We start from the raw sequence: 16,139 nt of genomic DNA, 5'->3' as shown, positions 1-16,139 counted from the left end.
TCGTGGCTCCCACCGTACGCATACTCGGCACCCACGGCGTTCCCGCAGCCTACGGCGGTTTCGAGACGGCAGCCGAGAACATCGGATTCCATTTGCGCGACCAGGGATGGAACGTCGTGGTCTACTGCCAGCTGCCGGGGCGCGGACCCACTGAGATCGACGAGTGGCAGGGCGTGCAACGAGTGCTGATCCGAGAACCGCGCGACGGTTGGCGCGGCACGTCGGCGTTCGATCTGACATCGATCAGGCACGCCATGCGGGCGCATCGACCGGGAGATGTCTGGCTGACGTTCGGCTACAACACAGGGCTGTACGACATCGTGCCGAGGCTCCGCGGGATCCCGAACGTCATCAACATGGACGGCATGGAGTGGACCAGGCGGCGCTGGGGGGTGGTGAAGCAGGCGATCCTGCTCGCGAACGAGCGCATCGCCGGCTGCGTCGGCGACGTGCTCATCGCCGATCACCCCGTCATCGCGTCCTACCTCCGCCGCCATTTCGGCCGCCGTCGCGTGCAGACCATCACGTACGGAGCGCACGCGGTGCACGAGGCGGGGACGGGCCCGGTGGAGGAGCTGGGGCTCACGCCGGGGGAGTACGGCATCGTGGTGTGCCGGCCGATCCCCGAGAACTCGGTGCTCGAGATCGTGACGGCGTGGTCGCGGAAGCGGCGGGGGATGCCCCTCGTCGTGGTCGGCCCGTTCGGCGACGAAGATCCCTACCATGTCGCGGTGAAGGCCGCCGCGTCCGACGAGGTGCGGTTCCCCGGAGCCGTCTTCGAACCGGAGCGCACCCGCTCCCTGCGGTTCCACGCCGCCGCGTACCTGCACGGGCACACCGTCGGGGGCACGAACCCGTCACTCGTCGAGGCGATGGCCGCGGGCAACCCGGTGATCGCGCACGGCAACGCCTACAACCGCTGGGTGGCGGGCCCCGAGAACGCCTACTTCACCGACGCCGACGATCTCTCGACACTCCTCGACGAGCTGCTCCCGGACGCGGAGTTGCGCCGGACGATGGGCGAGGCGAGCCGCGCCAGGCACCTCGAGGAGTTCACCTGGGAGAGCATCGGCGACCAGTACGAACGGGCGCTCCACGCCGCCATCGGCAGGCACCCGGCATACGCGCGACACGCGAAGGAGGCGATCTCATGATCGATGTGGCAGTAGTGGGGCTCGGGAAGATGGGGCTCTCCCACCTGGCGATGGTGCGCGCGCACCCCGAGGTCAATCTCGTCGGAGTCTGTGACGCCACCGGCTATCTGCTCGACCTCCTTGCGAAGTACACAGGCGTCGCGACCTACAAGGATCTCACCCGGATGCTGGATGAGGCGAAGCCCCAGGCGATCATCGTCGCGACCCCGACGCACCTCCACGCCGGCATGATCCGTGCAGCCCTCGAGCGGGGGATCGACGTGTTCTGCGAGAAGCCGCTCGTCATCGATCCCGCTGAGAGCGCCGAGATCGCTGCGCTCGCCGCATCGCGCCGCATAGTCACGCAGGTGGGGTACCACAACAGGTTCGTCGGCGCGTTCCGAGAGGTGAAGCGGCTGCTCGAGCTCGGCGCCATCGGCACCGTGAGCACCGCGCTCGCCGAGGCGTACGGGCCCGTCGTGCTGAAGCCAGCCGGCCGCACCTGGCGCAGTCAGCGCGCCACGGGCGGCGGGTGCCTCTACGACTATGCTGCGCACCCCCTCGATCTGCTCTCGTGGTACCTCGGGCAACCCGAGTCGGTGAGCGGCAGTCAGCTCACGAGCATCTTCTCGGCGCAGATCGACGATGCGGTCGCCAGTACTCTGCACTACTCGAAGGGCACCGCGCAGGTCGTCGCCAACTGGTCGGACGAGTCGCAGCGCAAGATGACGACGAAGATCTCCCTCTGGGGTCCGCACGGCCGCATCTTCGCCGACCGGCAGGAGGTGCAGGTCTATCTCAGGGAGACCGCGCCCATCCCCGAGGGGTACCGCGCCGGGTGGAACGTCAGGTACACCACGGATCTCACCGAGACACCGTGGTTCTACCTGAGGGGTGAGGAGTACAGCGCCCAGCTCGATCACTTCGTGCGGCGAGTGCGAGACCGGGAGGTGACCGGGATGAACGACTTCCCGTCGGCCGCCCTCACCGACCGGGTCATTTCGATGATCGGCGAGGACGCCGTCCGCGAGGACGCGCGCCTCGCGACGGACCGGGTGCCCGTTGCGGCGCCGGTACGGCGGGGACGATTCGCGTCGGCGTTCAGCGCGCTGCGCGGGGAGAGGTGAGGACAGGATCATGAGCGCTCTGACGACGCAGACGATGGATCGGTTGCTGTTCGGCGACAACCAGTTCTTCGGCGTGAACCACATGTCCGAGGAGAAGGCCCGTGCGCAGCAGATGCGATTCCAGGATCTGGACTCGATCATGCAGGTGATCGACGGTGCCTACGACGAGGGGGTGCGCACGTTCATGTGTACCACCCACGACCGGATCTCGGAGATCGCCGATCGCGTGCGGGCAGCGCCCGAGCGGTATGCGGGCCTCCAGTTCTTCCCGTGCATGCCATACGCCCACAAGTACGCGAACGCGGTGACGGAGGACGGCTTTCTCGGTGCCGTGCGGAAGTTCCTGCCGGACGACGGCCTGCTCGACAGCGTGATGCGCGGCACGTCCTCGTTCGCGAAGAAGGACATCGAGGGGGTCACCACGCTGCTCATCGATGCGGAGCTCAAGATGTTCTCCGGACTCTCGACACCGGTGATCTGGCTGCAGAACGTCGTCGTCGACCTGCTCTCGGGCCTCGGGTTCACCGAGGCTCTGCGCATCTTCGCCGACTACGTGCGCGATCGCTACGGGGCGGAACCGGGGTTCATCACGATGAACCTCCCGAGACTACTCGATGACCTCGACAGTGTTGGTGTGGAGAACCCGATCGTGTGCGCGAACATCAACAAGCTCGGGTTCCGCATGTCGGGAGGAGTTGACGGGTACCTCGACGCGATGCGCGTGCGTCCGTTCCGCGCCGTCGCCATGTCCGTATTCGCGAGCGGTGCGATCCCGCCGCGCGAAGCCATCGAGTGGGTCTGCGGGTTGCCGAATCTCGAATCGATCGTGTTCGGCGCCTCCAGCCGCGAGCACATCGCGTCCACGGTGCACCTCGTCGAGGAGTACTGGCCGCTGCTGTCGGCGAGGGAGTGATGCGCCCCCCGCCGGGCGATGGGCCGGCGACCGTGCTCATCGCGAACCCGTCTGCCGATCTCTACGGCTCGGACCGCATGGTGCTGGAAGCGGCCCACGCCCTGATCGGCAGTGGTTATCGCGTGGTGGTCACCTGTTCGGTCGAGGGGCCGCTGATCCGCGCAATGCGGGATGCGGGGGCCGAGGTGCGCGTCCTCGCGGTGCCGGTGATCCGGAAGAGCATGCTACGACCGCGCGGAATGCTCGGACTCATCCGACGCATCGTGGTCGACCTGCCGCGGATGCGCCGGCTCATCGCCGAAGTCCGGCCCAGGTTCGTGCTGGAGAACACGCTGACGATCCCGTTCTGGACGCTCGCGGCCCGTACCCGCCGGGTGCCGGTCATCGTCTACGTCCACGAGGCCGAGGCTTCGCTCCATCCCGGGGCGCGCGCGCTGCTCAGGGCACCCCTCCGATGGGCGAGCGGTGCGATCTACAACTCCGAGACGAGCCGGAAGGCGTCGCGCGCCCCCGCCCTCGAACGGATGCGGCGGGCCGCAACCGTGGTCAACGGCGTCGCTGCCCCGGCTGAGGCGCCGCCGCCGCGGCAGGACATCGTCGGACCCCTGCGCGTGGTGTACGTCGGGCGTCTCTCGCCGCGAAAGGGCGTCGACGTCGTCGTGGACGCGGCAGGACTGATGCGCGAGCGCGACCTCGACATCGCAGTCGACCTCGTCGGCGACGTCTTCCCCGGGTACGAATGGTACGAGGAGGAGCTTCGGCGTCGAGCCGAGGAGGTCGGGTGCGGTGACCGGGTCCGCTTCATCGGCTTCCGACCGAGCGTCTGGCCGGAGCTCGCCGCAGCCGACGTCGCCGTCGTGCCCTCACGTGCCGACGAGTCGTTCGGCAATGTGGTCGTCGAGGCGCTGCTCAGCGGCCGACCGGTCATCGTCGCCGACCACTCGGGGCTCCGCGAGGCATCGGCAGGGTTCTCCTCGGCGATCCGGATCCCCGTCGACGACGCTGCGGCGCTCGCGATCGCTCTCGAGAACGTGATCACGAGGTGGCAGACCATGCGGGTGGCAGCGCTTGCAGATGCGGAGCTCGCTCGGAAGCGCCATGATCCCTCGGCATTCCGGGCGCGGTTCGTCGAGGTCGCGGAGGGAATGGTCCCCGCGCGGCGGCCGGTCACTCTCCCGAACCGGTCGCAGCCAGCAACTGGGCGGTGAACTCTTCTGTCTCCAGGCGGACCCGTTTGAGCGTAGCCCGGTGGGGGCCTCGCCTCCGGTGGTGATCGTCGGGGATATCGAGCGGGTGGCTTGACGCGGCAGCCCCGAACCATCTGTGCTCGCGCTGGGGGCGGGGGAAGACGAGCATGCCGCGTTGCGCGTCCAAACTCTGGGCGTAGTCACTGATGGACGCGTCGAAGTCGGTAGCTCCGTTCCGCTCCGCCGCCACGATCCGTCCGAGGAGCACGGCCTCCGGCAGCGTGAAGACGCGCGAACGCAGTTCAGGATCGCGCTTGGCGAGCACCGCGCGTTCGGCGCGCGAAGCCACGATCACGAGATCCGACTGAATGGCCGCCTCGTCGACGAGAGCCGAGTGGTGCTGCTCCGCGAGAGACTTCGACCGGGGGTCGCGCACCTCCGACCGGGCGATCTCGCACATGCGAGCGCCGGTGCGAGCAGACACCCCCGCACTCGATACCGACCAGTCGGGGTGACCTGCGGTACCGAGGAACGTGTAGTGCATGAGCGGTGAACGGCAGACGTTGGCCGCGCACACGAAGAGAATCGAACCCGTCATTCGTGCCTCCTGTGTTGCGCTGCCCTGAGCCGTCGAAGCGTTCCGCGCAGCGTGCGCAGCGCGAGACGCGGGTGCTCGGCTGAGAGGCGGAAGAGGCGGAAACCCCGGTATCGGGGCACGGCCCGCCCGCCGAGTCGCGCGCCCCAGAGTCGGGCGGCGAGGTATTGCCGCCGGGAGGTCTGGAGGGGCTGGGCACCCGCGAGCTGCTCCGGATCGAGTGGACGCAGTCCGATCACCCCTGCGGCCTGCGCGGCGCGAATGATCGCGAGGCCCCGCTCGGTCCGCGCGATGAGCGCGCTCCGCCCCTCTCGCTCGCCGAACGTCGGATACCCCCGGTCGTCCGTTTCCCACGAGTCGGCGGCGGCGATGTCTGCCGACTCGCCGACCCCGTCCGGGCAGATCTTGCAGCGCCACTGCGTGGTCGGCCCCAGTGCGCGACCCCAGGAACTGTCGTAGTCGGTGCTCACCTCGCCGCCGGCCGACACAGCGGTGAAGCGTCCTGGCCAACCGCGGCCCCGGTACCAGAGGTCGGTGATGCCGTCGGGCTCCGGGCCGCCGAGATCGCGTACGAGCTGTTCCGTCGCGTGCTGGCTCGGGGTGCCGGCGCAGAAGAAGGAGAGGAGGATCGGCGCATCGCCGCCCGTCCCGGTCATGGCGCGCACGGCGGCAACCTCGCAGGGCTTGGCGGTGATGGCGTGCGCGGGATCGGACGTCGCGAGCTGCCCGACGGCGACAGGTGCGTAGCGCGATCCGGCTGAAGCGAGGGCCTCCTCCTTCGACATGATGCGAACGGGGACCGTGCGCACGGGTCGTGCAGTGTCTGGGGCGGCGGTCGAGACCTGCGTCGCGAGCCCCGACTCGAGCAGCCACCCCTGGATCGCGGTGAGCGCTCCTCCGCTGCTCGCCCGGTGCCGGATCTCGGGATCCACGGCCCACGCCTCCCACACGGCGAAGTACGATCCGAGCAGCGGGTGCCGCAAGCTTCTTGCGGGCCGCTGGGCGGCTACCTGCCGGCCGGGGCAGACGCGCGAGAAAGACTTGGCGGCGCCATCCGTCTCGTCGAGTGGGCCTGTGGGGGCGGGCCGCACGTAACCGGCGTCGTCGAGTTCCATGACGAGTCCGCGGTCGAGGGTCGTGCACACTCCGCAGCCCGAGCACGCGTCGGCGGCCAGCACCTTCGCCACCTGCTCTCGGACCGTTTTCACTGCGTCGTCTCCCCTGCGTCGGGAGCCCGTTCTCCCTCCCTGCCACCCTATCGCGTGCGGCGGGTCCTCCCGCACGATTCCGCGGGAGTGAGCCCCGTCCGGAGTACACTGACGCCATGTCGCGACTTCGATCCTGGTGGCCCGGCCTGTGGCGCAACATCGTGCTCAACACGGTCGTCAGCTCGTCGCTGGTGCCGGTTCCGCTCCGGTGGAGATTGCTGCGAGCCTACGGGGCCGACGTCGCCCCCTGCACCATCTCGCCAGGGGTGTGGATCGGAAGTCGGCGTCTCACCGTCGGAGCGGGGGCGTTCATCAATACGGGGTGCATGTTCTCGACGCACGCTCCGATCACGATCGGCCCGCGCGCGTACTTGGCGATGCGCGTCACGGTCAGCACATCGACGCACGAGGTGGGGCCGAGCGGGGCCCGTGCCGGGGCCCTCGTGACGGCCCCGGTGACGATCGGAGCGGGCTGCTGGATCGGCGCGAACGTGACGATCCTGCCCGGAGTCACGATCGGTGACGGGACCATCGTCGCGGCCGGTGCCGTGCTGACCCGCGACTGCGAACCCAATGCGCTGTACGGCGGCGTGCCGGCGGAGAAGAAACGGGATCTGCCGGTCGCGAGCGCCACTCCGGCACGAACATCACCACGCTCTGACTCACGGCGAGGTGCACGCGCGTAGGCGCGAGCAGCCTGACCGTCTTGAACGCGAACGGGCTTTGAGTTCTCCCGCATCCCGTACGAGCGATGAGCGAGCCGCAAACGGGCGATGTCCGCGCGGTCGTAGGGTGACTTGTTCGTTCAGCGGTGTGAGGTCGAGGCCCTTCTCCTTGGTCAGGGCTTGCAGCTTCTCCTCGCGGAGTTCGTACCCCACCGATCGGAGCCCGAGTCGCTTGCAGAGAGGGTAGGGCTGTTTCAGTCCCTCGATCATTGGCTCGGGTGATTCCAAGATGCCGGAGTACCGGTCGTCGGTGATCATTCCGGGAATGCCCCACAGATCGGCAGCAGCTTCCGCATCGTACTGCGTCGCAAGAGTCCGTGAGGGACCGCGCCGGAAACGATCGTTATCGGTGCGGAATCAACCAGGGGCATGATGGGTGCATAACACGCTCGATGACGCGATCCCCGGAGGTGACCTGTGAAAGTCATGCTGCTGACCGCGGGATCACGAGGTGACGTAGAACCGTTCATCGCTCTCGCCGCTGCGGTCACTGCTCGCGGAGATCAGGTGCAGGTTGCCGCGCCTGAGCACTCCGGCGTAGCCGCAGATGGGGTTGATCTCGTGAGCCTTGGCGTGGATTACTCTGCGGTGATTGAATCGCAAGGGGTTTCTCCGATTGCTGCGATGCGTTCGTACCGTACGACGGTGCAGCCTCTGATGCGGGGCGTCATCATGGGCGCAGTAGAGACCGCCCTCGCCTTTCGCCCAGACGTCATCGTGGCGCATCCGAGGATTCTCTCGGCGCCGTTGATAGCTGAGGCGCTCGACATCCCGTTTGTTCTCGCTGAACTCGTGCCCACAATGACACCCACGCGGGAGTTCCCTGCTGTCGGAACGGTGTCACGAAACCTCGGCCCCCTCAATTGGCTGACCTACCTCAGCGCCTCGGCCGCGTCGTCACTATTTCGTGGACCATTGAAGGAGGCGAGACGTGCGCTTGGACTCCGCAATGACCAGTTGGCGGGGTCACCCGCCGCAACTCTGATACCTGTCAGTCCGGAGCTGCTTCACCGCCCGCATGACTGGCCCCAGCGCGTGCACCTCACCGGACCTTGGTCAAGGCCGACCGCATCCACAGAACTCGATCCGGCGATCGCCGAGTTTATCGATGACGGGCCGTTCATCTACGCAGGGTTCGGCTCAATGGCTCAGGGTGACGCGGCAGCTCGTGGCCGCGCCCTGGTCACTGCCGCCCGCCGCCGCGGACAACGCCTGCTGATCGCCAAGGGACTTGGCGGCACCGCTCTCGCTCGGGAAGAGCAAGAGCCCACCGCAGCCCAGGCGCGAACCTGGACGGATAGTGAGCTGCGCACCAGGTACGGGATCGACACAGATCAGCTCGACGCCGACCCGGACCGGGTACGCGAGCACCTGGCCCGCATGGAGGCCGAACGCAGCGAACAGCTCGCAGCTCAGGAGCGCCAGCGGGAAGCTGCGGAACGTGAAGAGGCGGCCCGCCTGATGACCGAGAGCGAACGACTCGACGTTGAATCCGGTCGCGCGGCGGCCGCGACGACCCACGGGCCCGACCCCGAGGATCGCGCACAGGCGACCGCTGAGGCGGAGCGATTGAGTCACCGTCCCGAGGCGACTCGGGACGACAGCGGACTCGCTTACGACTCGGCGGAGCGCCGCATCCCGTCCGCCTCGGAACTCGAACGCCAGGGCCACAATGAGCGGCACATCGAGACGAGGATGCGCGCCGACGTCGCTCAGGGACACCCTGCCACTGACGCCGTGAAGCAGCAGAAAGCCACGAAGGCACGCAAGGGCAGGCTAACGCAGAACTCGAGCCGACAGGCACATTTCAACCGAACAAAATTTCATGTGTGGTCGCAGCTATCGTTCCACGACAAGGTCGGCGAGTCCGCAAATTCAGCAGCGCCAGTTCATGATGTGACACGAAACGTAGGGGACGTGCCCCATCTTTCCCCGACGCGTTTCTGCGTCTGTCGTTATGCCTCCAGCCATGAGGGGTCATCGAGGAGATCCCGAAGCTCAGTGACCAGTCGTGCGGTATGAAACCCGTCCGCCGCAGCGTGATGCACTTGGATGGCCAGGGGGAGGAGCGTGCGATCGTCGCGTTCAACGTATCGACCGAGGGTGAAGATCGGAGCGAGATGGTTCGCTTTCGGGTCGACGTTGATGGTGAAGCCGGTGAAGTTGGTCCATGGCAAGCTCGACACGTCGAATGCGTTGCGTGGCGGCGGCCCCTGCGGAAACAGGTCAGTGGCAGACGCGTACTTTGCGATGACGTGCGTAGCGGCGTCGTGGAAGGTGGGGAAGTCTGAGTCGTAGGGGACCCAGACACTGGCGAACGTCTCCCGTGAAGCATCGAACACCGTGAACGAGGGATGCACTGTCGACCAGACGGCCGGACGGTGGGAATCGGTGAGTGCCATCTTGAACTCGTCGTGCCGGTTGACCACGTGGGCAATGGCCCATATCTGGGCGACGTATGTTCGCCGCCCGGATGAGCGCACGGCGTCGACGAAGTTCGTCACATCGAGTTCGACGGTTATCGCGTAGGTGCATGGTACAACGTTGAGGTAGTGCTCGAAGTGTTGACGGCGGGGCCATGCGGTGAGGTCGATGTCGATGAGGTCCGTTTTGTCCACGACGCTAGTCCTTCTGTTTTGGTGACCATTGCTCATGATGTCCTCGCCACTGTTCGGTCGCAACCCCGGAAAGTACTGCAGTAACAACTTCTTCGGCGAGCCCGTCGTGGAGCGGGAGATGGCCGAAGAGTGCGCGATAGTACGCGGGTGCGCCGAGGAGGTCGAGGACAAGTTCGATGTCGGCATCTGGCCGGATTTCCCCACGGTCGATGCCACGTCGCAGGGCACGTGCGGAAGTCTCTCGCCGAGGATGGAAGAGCTTCGTGAAGAACTCCTCACGAAGAGCGGGATCGTTATCGAGATCCGCGACCAGTGCCGGGAGTACTTTGCCGAGATTGCCGTCGTTGAAGCCTTGCGACAAGGTGTTGATGCCCTGGATGAGGTCGCAGTGAGTGCAACCGGTGTCGGGCGTCGGCGCTGATCCCAAACGAGACAGCAGAGCGTCGACGACGAGGTGTTGTTTGGAACGCCACCGTCTCCGTAGAGCCGGTTTGTTCGTGCCGGCCTGCGTCGCAACTGCTTCCAATGTGAGTTGTGAATACCCGCTCTGCTCGAGGACCGCTAATGCGGCGGACCGGATCGCGAGGTCGATGCGAGGGTCGCGGGGGCGCCCCCTTCCCTGCTCGCCAATTTCACTATCCATGTTTCGACCCTAGTATATTTATATTGTTTCGCCACGGAACATAAATAGGAGTGCACGATGTCTACACGAACCCCCCGGGGTCGCTCACCTTTCGGAAACGAGTCCGCTCAATCGCCGGGAGTGTTTGGCCGGGAGTATCGAGCCCTGACGATTGGGATTCTGCTTTCGGTGGCAGTGGTCGCTTTCGAGTCTCTCGGTGTGGCGACGATTCTTCCGGTTGTCGCGAGAGAACTCGACGGGATGGGCGCGTTCGGTTGGGGGCTCGCCGCACTCATGTTGGCGAATGTTCTGGGAACGGTAGTTGCGGGGCGCTCCGCCGATCGTCGTGGACCTGTTCCGGCGATGTGGGCCGGGGTAACAGCGTTTGTTCTGGGCTGCGCGGTCAGCGGGTTAGCTGGTTCATGGCCGCTATTCATTGCGGGTCGAGTGCTGCAGGGAGGGGGAGTGGGCGCGCTCATGGTGCTCGCATACACCGTGATTGGCTTGTCCTACCCCGAAAAGCTACGTTCACGGATGTACGCACTGCTCTCCTCCGCCTGGACGATTCCCGCGCTTATCGGACCTTCTGTGGCGGGGATACTTTCCGATGCTGTCGGATGGCGATGGGTCTTCGGGATGGTCATCCCCCTCACCGCAATCGCCAGCCTCCTCACGGCGCCGGGACTTCAGCGAGTCACTTGTTCTCCGGTGAGAGAGGTCTCAGAAACACACACCGTCAAACCTCAAAGGTGGTGGAGAGGCCACGTGGTGAGCGCTATTCAGCTCGCCGCCGGAAGCGCGCTCCTCCTACAGGCCTTGCTCTTCGAGCGACCCCTGCTCATGCTTATCGGCATCGGAGTCGGAGTCGCTCTCGCGGTGCCAGCGCTGCGGAGAGTGACCCCTTCTGGCACTCTGACTGCACGATCGGGCTTGGGAGCTGGTGTCGTTATTCGCGCTCTCCTCTGTGGCGCATACTTTGGTGCGGAAGCTTTTCTCCCTCTGGGGCTTCAAGAGGTGCGAGGACTGAACGCCACGGTTGCCGGCCTCGGGCTTTCTGTCGGCGCGCTGACCTGGGTGGCTGGTTCACTGATTCAAGCTCGGTGGGACGCATCGCAGGCCAGCCGGCCTCGGAGTGTCGTCATCGGATCTCTCGTCCTTCTCCTCGGAACCACGGGGATCGCCGCCGCCATGAGTTCAACCGTGCCCTGGTGGTTCGCAATCGTGGGCTGGGCGATCGGCGGTCTGGGGATGGGCATCGCATTCAATGCGTCAACCACCGAAACGCTTTCACTCGCTGCACCCAAAGAGCAGGGGCAGGTCAGTAGCGCACTACAGCTCGCACAGACCCTGGCTACAGCGCTCATCGCCGGCCTGGGGGGCGCCGCGATTGCTCATGTCGCTTCGGAGCTCTTGCACGTCGCTCTGCTCGCTGTTCTCAGCGTCACGGGAATGCTCGCCTTCTTCAGCGCCTTGCTCGCGCGACGCGTCACCGACTGACATGGACATTGCGCGGCCTCTCGAAAACCCACCCGCTGTCAACGGTCCTTGCGATCTACAGCAGGGCGATCATTGTCCACACCGGCGGCCGACCTGGCTGAGTGGCCTCGCGAACGACCTTGAAGCCGAACCGCTCATAGAGCCTGACGTTTCGGTGATCAGACGTTTCGAGTGAGACGATTGAACCCCCTGCTGCGCGAACCGCTTCGAGGCCGAAGTCCAAGAGCGCAGAGGCTCGGCCTTTGCCCTGGTGTTCCGGGCTGACTCCGAGCGTTTCCAGGCTCCATGCATTCGGGGGAGATTTCGATGACGCGACCCGGTCGATTCGATCTCCGTGAAGATCAACGATCCGTTCTACGGTCTTAGAATCAGGCTCAGGTGCCGAGGGTGGAATCAGGGCAATGACTCCGTCGCGTGTGCTGGTCACCCCGACGATGCCGTGCTGATGGGCATAGTCGAGATACAGCTTTTGAAGCTCGAGGAGACGTGAACGGTAGTCGGTGTCTGGGATGACGTATCTCGTCCACGCGTAGTCCTCGAACGCAGCCGCGAGCGTTCGTGCGGCAGTATCGATATCGGACGTGTCTGCACGCACAATCTGAGTGGTCATTCTGTCTGCTCTCCTGGGGTGTGGGGGTGCTTGCTCGTGCCGGTACTCACGATGGCCTGCAAGGTGGTGAGGTGTTGCGCGAAGGCTTGTCGTCCCGCGGGGGTGATCGCGACCCAGGTTTTGGTGCGTCGCCCTGAGGGCTCCTTGCGCACAGACACGAGGCTGGCTGACTCAAGAGCAGTCAGGGCTTGCGAGAGAGCGGAATCTGACACCTCGAGCAGGTCGGCGAGGAATCGAAAGTCCACGTCCTCAAGGTTCGCGAGCGCTGCGAGGAGTGAGAACCTCACGGGGGAGTGGATGAGCGTATCGATTTCCTTACGGGGGTGGTTCATCGACGTGAGCTCACGAATAGGCATGCAAGCATCGGAGTGATCGCGACAACACCGGCCAACACCCACCACCATGGCGACGACATGTTGAGAAGCTGGAGGGCGGGATCGAACATCAGTGTGTACAGAGCGAACCACGTAGCCACCGCAATTCCCATATTGCGCAGTCCATACCGAGGGAGCGTCTGTCGGTAGAGGCAAGCGATCATCCAGATCGAAATCGTCGCCACCATCAGAGGTGCGAACGCCTGCCAGTACGGCACCTCGGCGACATCGATCGCCAGAGTAAAGGCGAATGCGTATGCAGCCTGGAGAACGATGAACACTCGAAACCATCTGGTAGCTCGACGGGCCTTTCGTGCGGCCTGGGTGCTGGAGAGCACCATCGTCTCCGCGTCTTCAAGAGGAATAGAGTTCGTGGTCATGAAATAACTTTAGCACTCATAAAGCGAACCACGTCAACCGAAATATTCTCGGCATAAGAACTTCGTTTTCAGCGGTGCTCTCGCAACAAGCCGAGGGCCCCGGGTTGGAAAACTGAAGCCGACTCTCGCGCCTCCAGGTGACTCGGAAGGCGGTGCCGAGTTTCCGCCCGAAGAGGGCCGGGGTTTGTGGGCCTACTGAGGTAAGGGTATCCTCATCAAGGTTCATCGGATGTTTGGGTTGGGAGTAGCTGTGCGAGGAAACGGATCGGCACGAGCGGGGGTGTGGGGAGTGACTGCACTGCTGCTCCTCACCGTGAGTGGATGCGGAGCCTCGGAACCGGTCGAAGCTGCTACCGACCAGTCTGGCGGCGAAGGCACAACGGCGTATCCGCTCACGATCGAGAACTGCGGACGAGACATCGTGTTCGAGCAGGCGCCGCAGCGCACGGCCTCACTCGATCAGAATTCGACGGAGATCCTCCTCTCTCTGGGACTCGAGGATCGACTTGTGGGCACAGCGTCCTGGACCGACCCGGTGCTCCCCACTCTCGAGGCTGCGAACGCCGATGTCCCGCGACTGGCTGATGATGCACCGACCTACGAGGTGCTCCTCGGTGCCGATCCCGATTTCGTCACTGCTTCGTTCGGCCGCCATTTCGCCGAGGAAGGAGGGGTCGCATCACGCGATCGGCTCGATGAGACGGGGATCGCGACGTACCTCTCACCGACCGACTGTGAGAACGATCGCAGTATCAATGGGGGTGGAACCCGGACGAAAGCGTTGACGGTCGATGCGCTCATGCAGGAAATTCGTGACCTCGCTGCGATCTATGACGTCCCCCAACGAGGAGAGGCACTCGTGGACGAACTCGAGGGTCGCGCCGACGCGGCGATTGAGGGGACTGCGCTCGACGGAAAGAGCGTGGCGTTCTGGTTCGCTGATACCCGGACGCCCTACGTCGCCGGCGGTCTCGGGTCGGCTCAGATCCTCGCCGACCTCACCGGTATGGAGAATGTCTACGCAGACCTCAACGATGACTGGCCCGCGACCACCTGGGAGGCGGTAGTCGATCGGGACCCGGACATCATCGTGCTCGGTGACCTGCAGCGGGACCGCTTCCCCGGCGACCGACTGGAGGACAAGCAGCAGTTCCTCGAAGGCGATGCGCTCACGCGCACGCTCCGTGCCGTCGATGACGGGTGTTTCATCGCACTGCACGGCGCCGAGATGAATCCCTCGATCCGCTACGTCGAGGGACTCGAGAAGATTCGCGATTGGTCTGAAGGATCGCGCGCCTGTGCTGCGGATGCGGACTGACACCCGCACCGGGCGTGCGGGTGCGCCGCGCATCGCATGGGTGATCGGTCTGTGGGGTGCGGGGATCGCGGTCTTCCTGTTCTCCGTCGCGGGGGCGGTCACCTTGGGTCCCGCCGATGTGTCACTGGTCAACGTGCGCGACGTGGTGACGAACCATCTGGGTTTGACCGAGATCGCCGTGCGGGTGTCCGAGGATGCCATCGTCTGGCAGGAGCGTCTCCCGCGCGCGCTCGTCGCCGCGTCGTGCGGGATCGGTCTCGGCCTCTGCGGCGCGATCCTGCAGTCCCTGCTGCGCAATCCGCTCGCGGACCCCTTCATTCTCGGCGTTTCATCCGGTGCGTCGACCGGGGCGGTCGCGGTGGGTGTTCTCGGTCTCGGTGGGAGTGCGTTGGGCCTCTCCGGTGGCGCCTTCATTGGTGCTCTCGGCGCATTCGGTCTGGTGCTTCTCTTGGCGAAGTACACCAGTGCGGGATCGAGCAGCGTTGTGCTCGCAGGTGTTGCAAGCACTCAACTGTTCTCAGCTCTGACTTCGCTCGTCATCTTTGCCTTTGCAGATTCCGATGCGACGCGCGGCGTGATGTTCTGGATGCTGGGATCGCTCGAGGGAATGCGGTGGAGCGACGTCGCGCTGACGGGGGCCGCGGCAGCGGTCGCAACGGTGGTCGCCCTCCTGTACATCCGGTCGCTCGACGCTTTCGCGTTCGGTGAGGACGTGGCGTCCTCGCTCGGGATTCATGTCACCCGCACCCGGTTGATCCTGCTCGTGATGACTGCGCTCCTGACCGCCACTCTCGTGAGCGTGACCGGAGCCATCGGGTTTGTCGGGCTCGTGCTCCCACATGCGGCGCGACTCATCTTCGGACAACGGCACTCGCGGGTGCTTCCGGCCACTATCGTGCTCGGAGCGATATTCATGGTGTGGGTGGACGCAGGTTCCCGTGTCGCGTTCGCGCCCACACCGTTGCCGGTCGGTGTGGGTACGGCCCTCGTCGGCGTGCCGGTGTTCGTGCTGCTGCTCGTGAGGAAGGGGCGTGCCCATGTCACTTGAAGCCCGCCGCGTCTCGTGGAGACGAGGCGGAACGCTCGTGGTCGACGGTGTCTCGCTCCGGCCGAACGCGGGAGAGACGATCGGGCTGTTGGGCCCGAACGGGTCGGGAAAATCTTCGCTGCTGCGCCTGATGCAGGGAGTTGCTCGACCGGACGATGGGGCGGTCCTGCTGGATGGGATTGAACTCGCCAGTTGGGGGCGGCGCGCAGTGGCGCAACGCGTGGCTACGGTCACGCAGCACGCGGAGACCGACACCGACATCACAGTTCGTGACGTGGTTCGACTCGGTCGGACGCCGCATCGGTCACCCTGGGGAGCGGCCTCAGAGCGCGACGAACGCGCAGTGGACCGAGCGCTTGAACGTGTCGAGCTCGAGGACCGAGCAGACCGATTCTGGCGATCTCTGTCGGGCGGGGAGCGCCAGCGTGCGCATATCGCTCGGGCTCTCGCTCAAGAACCGCGCGAGTTGCTGCTCGACGAACCGACGAATCACCTCGATATTCGGCACCAACTCGACCTCATGCGATTGATCAGCGAACTCGAGGTCACGACCGTGATCGCGATCCATGACTTGAATCTCGCGGCAATGTACTGCGACACGGTGATGGTGCTGGACCGGGGAAGAGCTGTCGCGGCTGGTACGCCGGCCAAGGTGCTGACTCCCGGCCTGATTCAAGAGATCTATGGTGTCGCAGCTGAGGTCTCATCGCTTGCTGATGGACAACCGCATATTCGCTTCCTTGCGTGAAGTCTGCCGTCCGACCCTCACGGCGCAGTCGCGCCA

Annotated in this window: 17 protein-coding genes; 10 read left to right on the top strand and 7 right to left on the bottom strand. The window is 65.2% G+C overall.

Annotation, left to right across the window (positions count from 1 at the left end; all coding sequences use genetic code 11):
• Window positions 1-2: 2 nt before the first annotated feature.
• The 4 genes from K8P10_RS15115 to K8P10_RS15100 are packed head-to-tail and all read left to right on the top strand — an operon-like array spanning window position 3 to window position 4,381.
• The gene (locus K8P10_RS15115) at window positions 3-1,154 is read left to right on the top strand and encodes a DUF1972 domain-containing protein (RefSeq protein ID WP_224779704.1); all 1,152 of its coding nucleotides are present in this window, start codon (window positions 3-5) and stop codon (window positions 1,152-1,154) included.
• The gene (locus K8P10_RS15110; RefSeq protein WP_224779703.1) at window positions 1,151-2,260 is read left to right on the top strand and encodes a Gfo/Idh/MocA family protein; all 1,110 of its coding nucleotides are present in this window, start codon (window positions 1,151-1,153) and stop codon (window positions 2,258-2,260) included. The genes K8P10_RS15115 and K8P10_RS15110 overlap by 4 nt, the downstream gene beginning before the upstream one ends.
• A 10-nt stretch (window positions 2,261-2,270) precedes the next feature.
• Window positions 2,271-3,173 carry a hypothetical protein gene (locus tag K8P10_RS15105; RefSeq protein ID WP_224779702.1) on the top strand — a complete coding sequence of 301 codons (903 nt, stop codon included), beginning with the start codon at window positions 2,271-2,273 and terminating at the stop codon, window positions 3,171-3,173.
• Window positions 3,173-4,381: a glycosyltransferase gene (locus K8P10_RS15100; RefSeq protein ID WP_224779701.1), complete on the top strand. Its 1,209-nt coding sequence runs from the start codon at window positions 3,173-3,175 to the stop codon at window positions 4,379-4,381. Before K8P10_RS15105 ends, K8P10_RS15100 begins: the two co-directional genes overlap by 1 nt.
• Here K8P10_RS15100 and K8P10_RS15095 read toward each other — a convergent pair.
• Window positions 4,341-4,958, bottom strand: coding sequence for a hypothetical protein (locus K8P10_RS15095; protein ID WP_224779700.1), 618 nt, complete (start codon window positions 4,956-4,958; stop codon window positions 4,341-4,343). The genes K8P10_RS15100 and K8P10_RS15095 overlap by 41 nt on opposite strands.
• Complete coding sequence (locus K8P10_RS15090; RefSeq protein ID WP_224779699.1) at window positions 4,955-6,163, bottom strand: Coenzyme F420 hydrogenase/dehydrogenase, beta subunit C-terminal domain; 1,209 nt, start codon at window positions 6,161-6,163, stop codon at window positions 4,955-4,957. Before K8P10_RS15090 ends, K8P10_RS15095 begins: the two co-directional genes overlap by 4 nt.
• A 116-nt stretch (window positions 6,164-6,279) precedes the next feature.
• Between K8P10_RS15090 and K8P10_RS15085 the strand changes: the two genes are divergently transcribed.
• Both K8P10_RS15085 and K8P10_RS15080 read left to right on the top strand, forming a co-directional pair.
• Window positions 6,280-6,849, top strand: a complete 570-nt coding sequence (locus tag K8P10_RS15085) for a DapH/DapD/GlmU-related protein (protein ID WP_224779698.1) — start codon at window positions 6,280-6,282, stop codon at window positions 6,847-6,849.
• Window positions 6,850-7,314: 465 nt separating this feature from the next.
• A complete protein-coding gene (locus K8P10_RS15080; protein ID WP_224781311.1) occupies window positions 7,315-8,910 on the top strand; it encodes a glycosyltransferase in 1,596 nt (531 codons plus the stop codon).
• Here the strand turns inward: K8P10_RS15080 and K8P10_RS15075 are convergent.
• Window positions 8,844-9,506: a CatA-like O-acetyltransferase gene (locus tag K8P10_RS15075; RefSeq protein WP_224779697.1), complete on the bottom strand. Its 663-nt coding sequence runs from the start codon at window positions 9,504-9,506 to the stop codon at window positions 8,844-8,846. The two genes, K8P10_RS15080 and K8P10_RS15075, sit on opposite strands and share 67 nt — an antisense overlap.
• A 4-nt stretch (window positions 9,507-9,510) precedes the next feature.
• The gene (locus K8P10_RS15070; protein WP_224779696.1) at window positions 9,511-10,149 is read right to left on the bottom strand and encodes a TetR/AcrR family transcriptional regulator; all 639 of its coding nucleotides are present in this window, start codon (window positions 10,147-10,149) and stop codon (window positions 9,511-9,513) included.
• Window positions 10,150-10,206: 57 nt separating this feature from the next.
• Between K8P10_RS15070 and K8P10_RS15065 the strand changes: the two genes are divergently transcribed.
• Entirely contained in the window at window positions 10,207-11,625 is a 1,419-nt protein-coding gene (locus K8P10_RS15065; RefSeq protein ID WP_224779695.1) for an MFS transporter, read from the top strand.
• A gap of 55 nt (window positions 11,626-11,680) precedes the next feature.
• Here the strand turns inward: K8P10_RS15065 and K8P10_RS15060 are convergent, their stop codons facing one another.
• Genes K8P10_RS15060 through K8P10_RS15050 form a run of 3 tightly spaced genes read right to left on the bottom strand, consistent with a single transcriptional unit; the run spans window position 11,681 to window position 12,989 of the window.
• Window positions 11,681-12,235: an N-acetyltransferase gene (locus tag K8P10_RS15060; protein ID WP_224779694.1), complete on the bottom strand. Its 555-nt coding sequence runs from the start codon at window positions 12,233-12,235 to the stop codon at window positions 11,681-11,683.
• On the bottom strand, window positions 12,232-12,567 hold the full coding sequence (locus K8P10_RS15055) for a transcriptional regulator (protein WP_224781310.1): 336 nt from the start codon (window positions 12,565-12,567) through the stop codon (window positions 12,232-12,234). Before K8P10_RS15055 ends, K8P10_RS15060 begins: the two co-directional genes overlap by 4 nt.
• Window positions 12,564-12,989, bottom strand: coding sequence for a hypothetical protein (locus K8P10_RS15050; RefSeq protein ID WP_224779693.1), 426 nt, complete (start codon window positions 12,987-12,989; stop codon window positions 12,564-12,566). The genes K8P10_RS15055 and K8P10_RS15050 overlap by 4 nt, the downstream gene beginning before the upstream one ends.
• A 289-nt stretch (window positions 12,990-13,278) precedes the next feature.
• On the opposite strand from K8P10_RS15050, the gene K8P10_RS15045 reads away from it, so the two are divergent.
• Genes K8P10_RS15045 through K8P10_RS15035 form a run of 3 tightly spaced genes read left to right on the top strand, consistent with a single transcriptional unit; the run spans window position 13,279 to window position 16,103 of the window.
• Entirely contained in the window at window positions 13,279-14,307 is a 1,029-nt protein-coding gene (locus K8P10_RS15045; protein ID WP_224779692.1) for an ABC transporter substrate-binding protein, read from the top strand.
• Window positions 14,297-15,355 (top strand): iron chelate uptake ABC transporter family permease subunit, encoded by a 1,059-nt coding sequence (locus tag K8P10_RS15040; protein ID WP_224781309.1) that lies wholly within the window; start codon window positions 14,297-14,299, stop codon window positions 15,353-15,355. Before K8P10_RS15045 ends, K8P10_RS15040 begins: the two co-directional genes overlap by 11 nt.
• Complete coding sequence (locus tag K8P10_RS15035) at window positions 15,345-16,103, top strand: ABC transporter ATP-binding protein (RefSeq protein ID WP_224779691.1); 759 nt, start codon at window positions 15,345-15,347, stop codon at window positions 16,101-16,103. Before K8P10_RS15040 ends, K8P10_RS15035 begins: the two co-directional genes overlap by 11 nt.
• Window positions 16,104-16,139: the final 36 nt, after the last annotated feature.

The sequence above is a fragment of the Leucobacter sp. Psy1 genome (assembly GCF_020096995.1).
Lineage (GTDB): Bacteria > Actinomycetota > Actinomycetes > Actinomycetales > Microbacteriaceae > Leucobacter.
The sequence above is the reverse complement of the archived record's forward strand: the minus strand, read 5'-3'. Positions and strand labels throughout refer to the sequence as shown.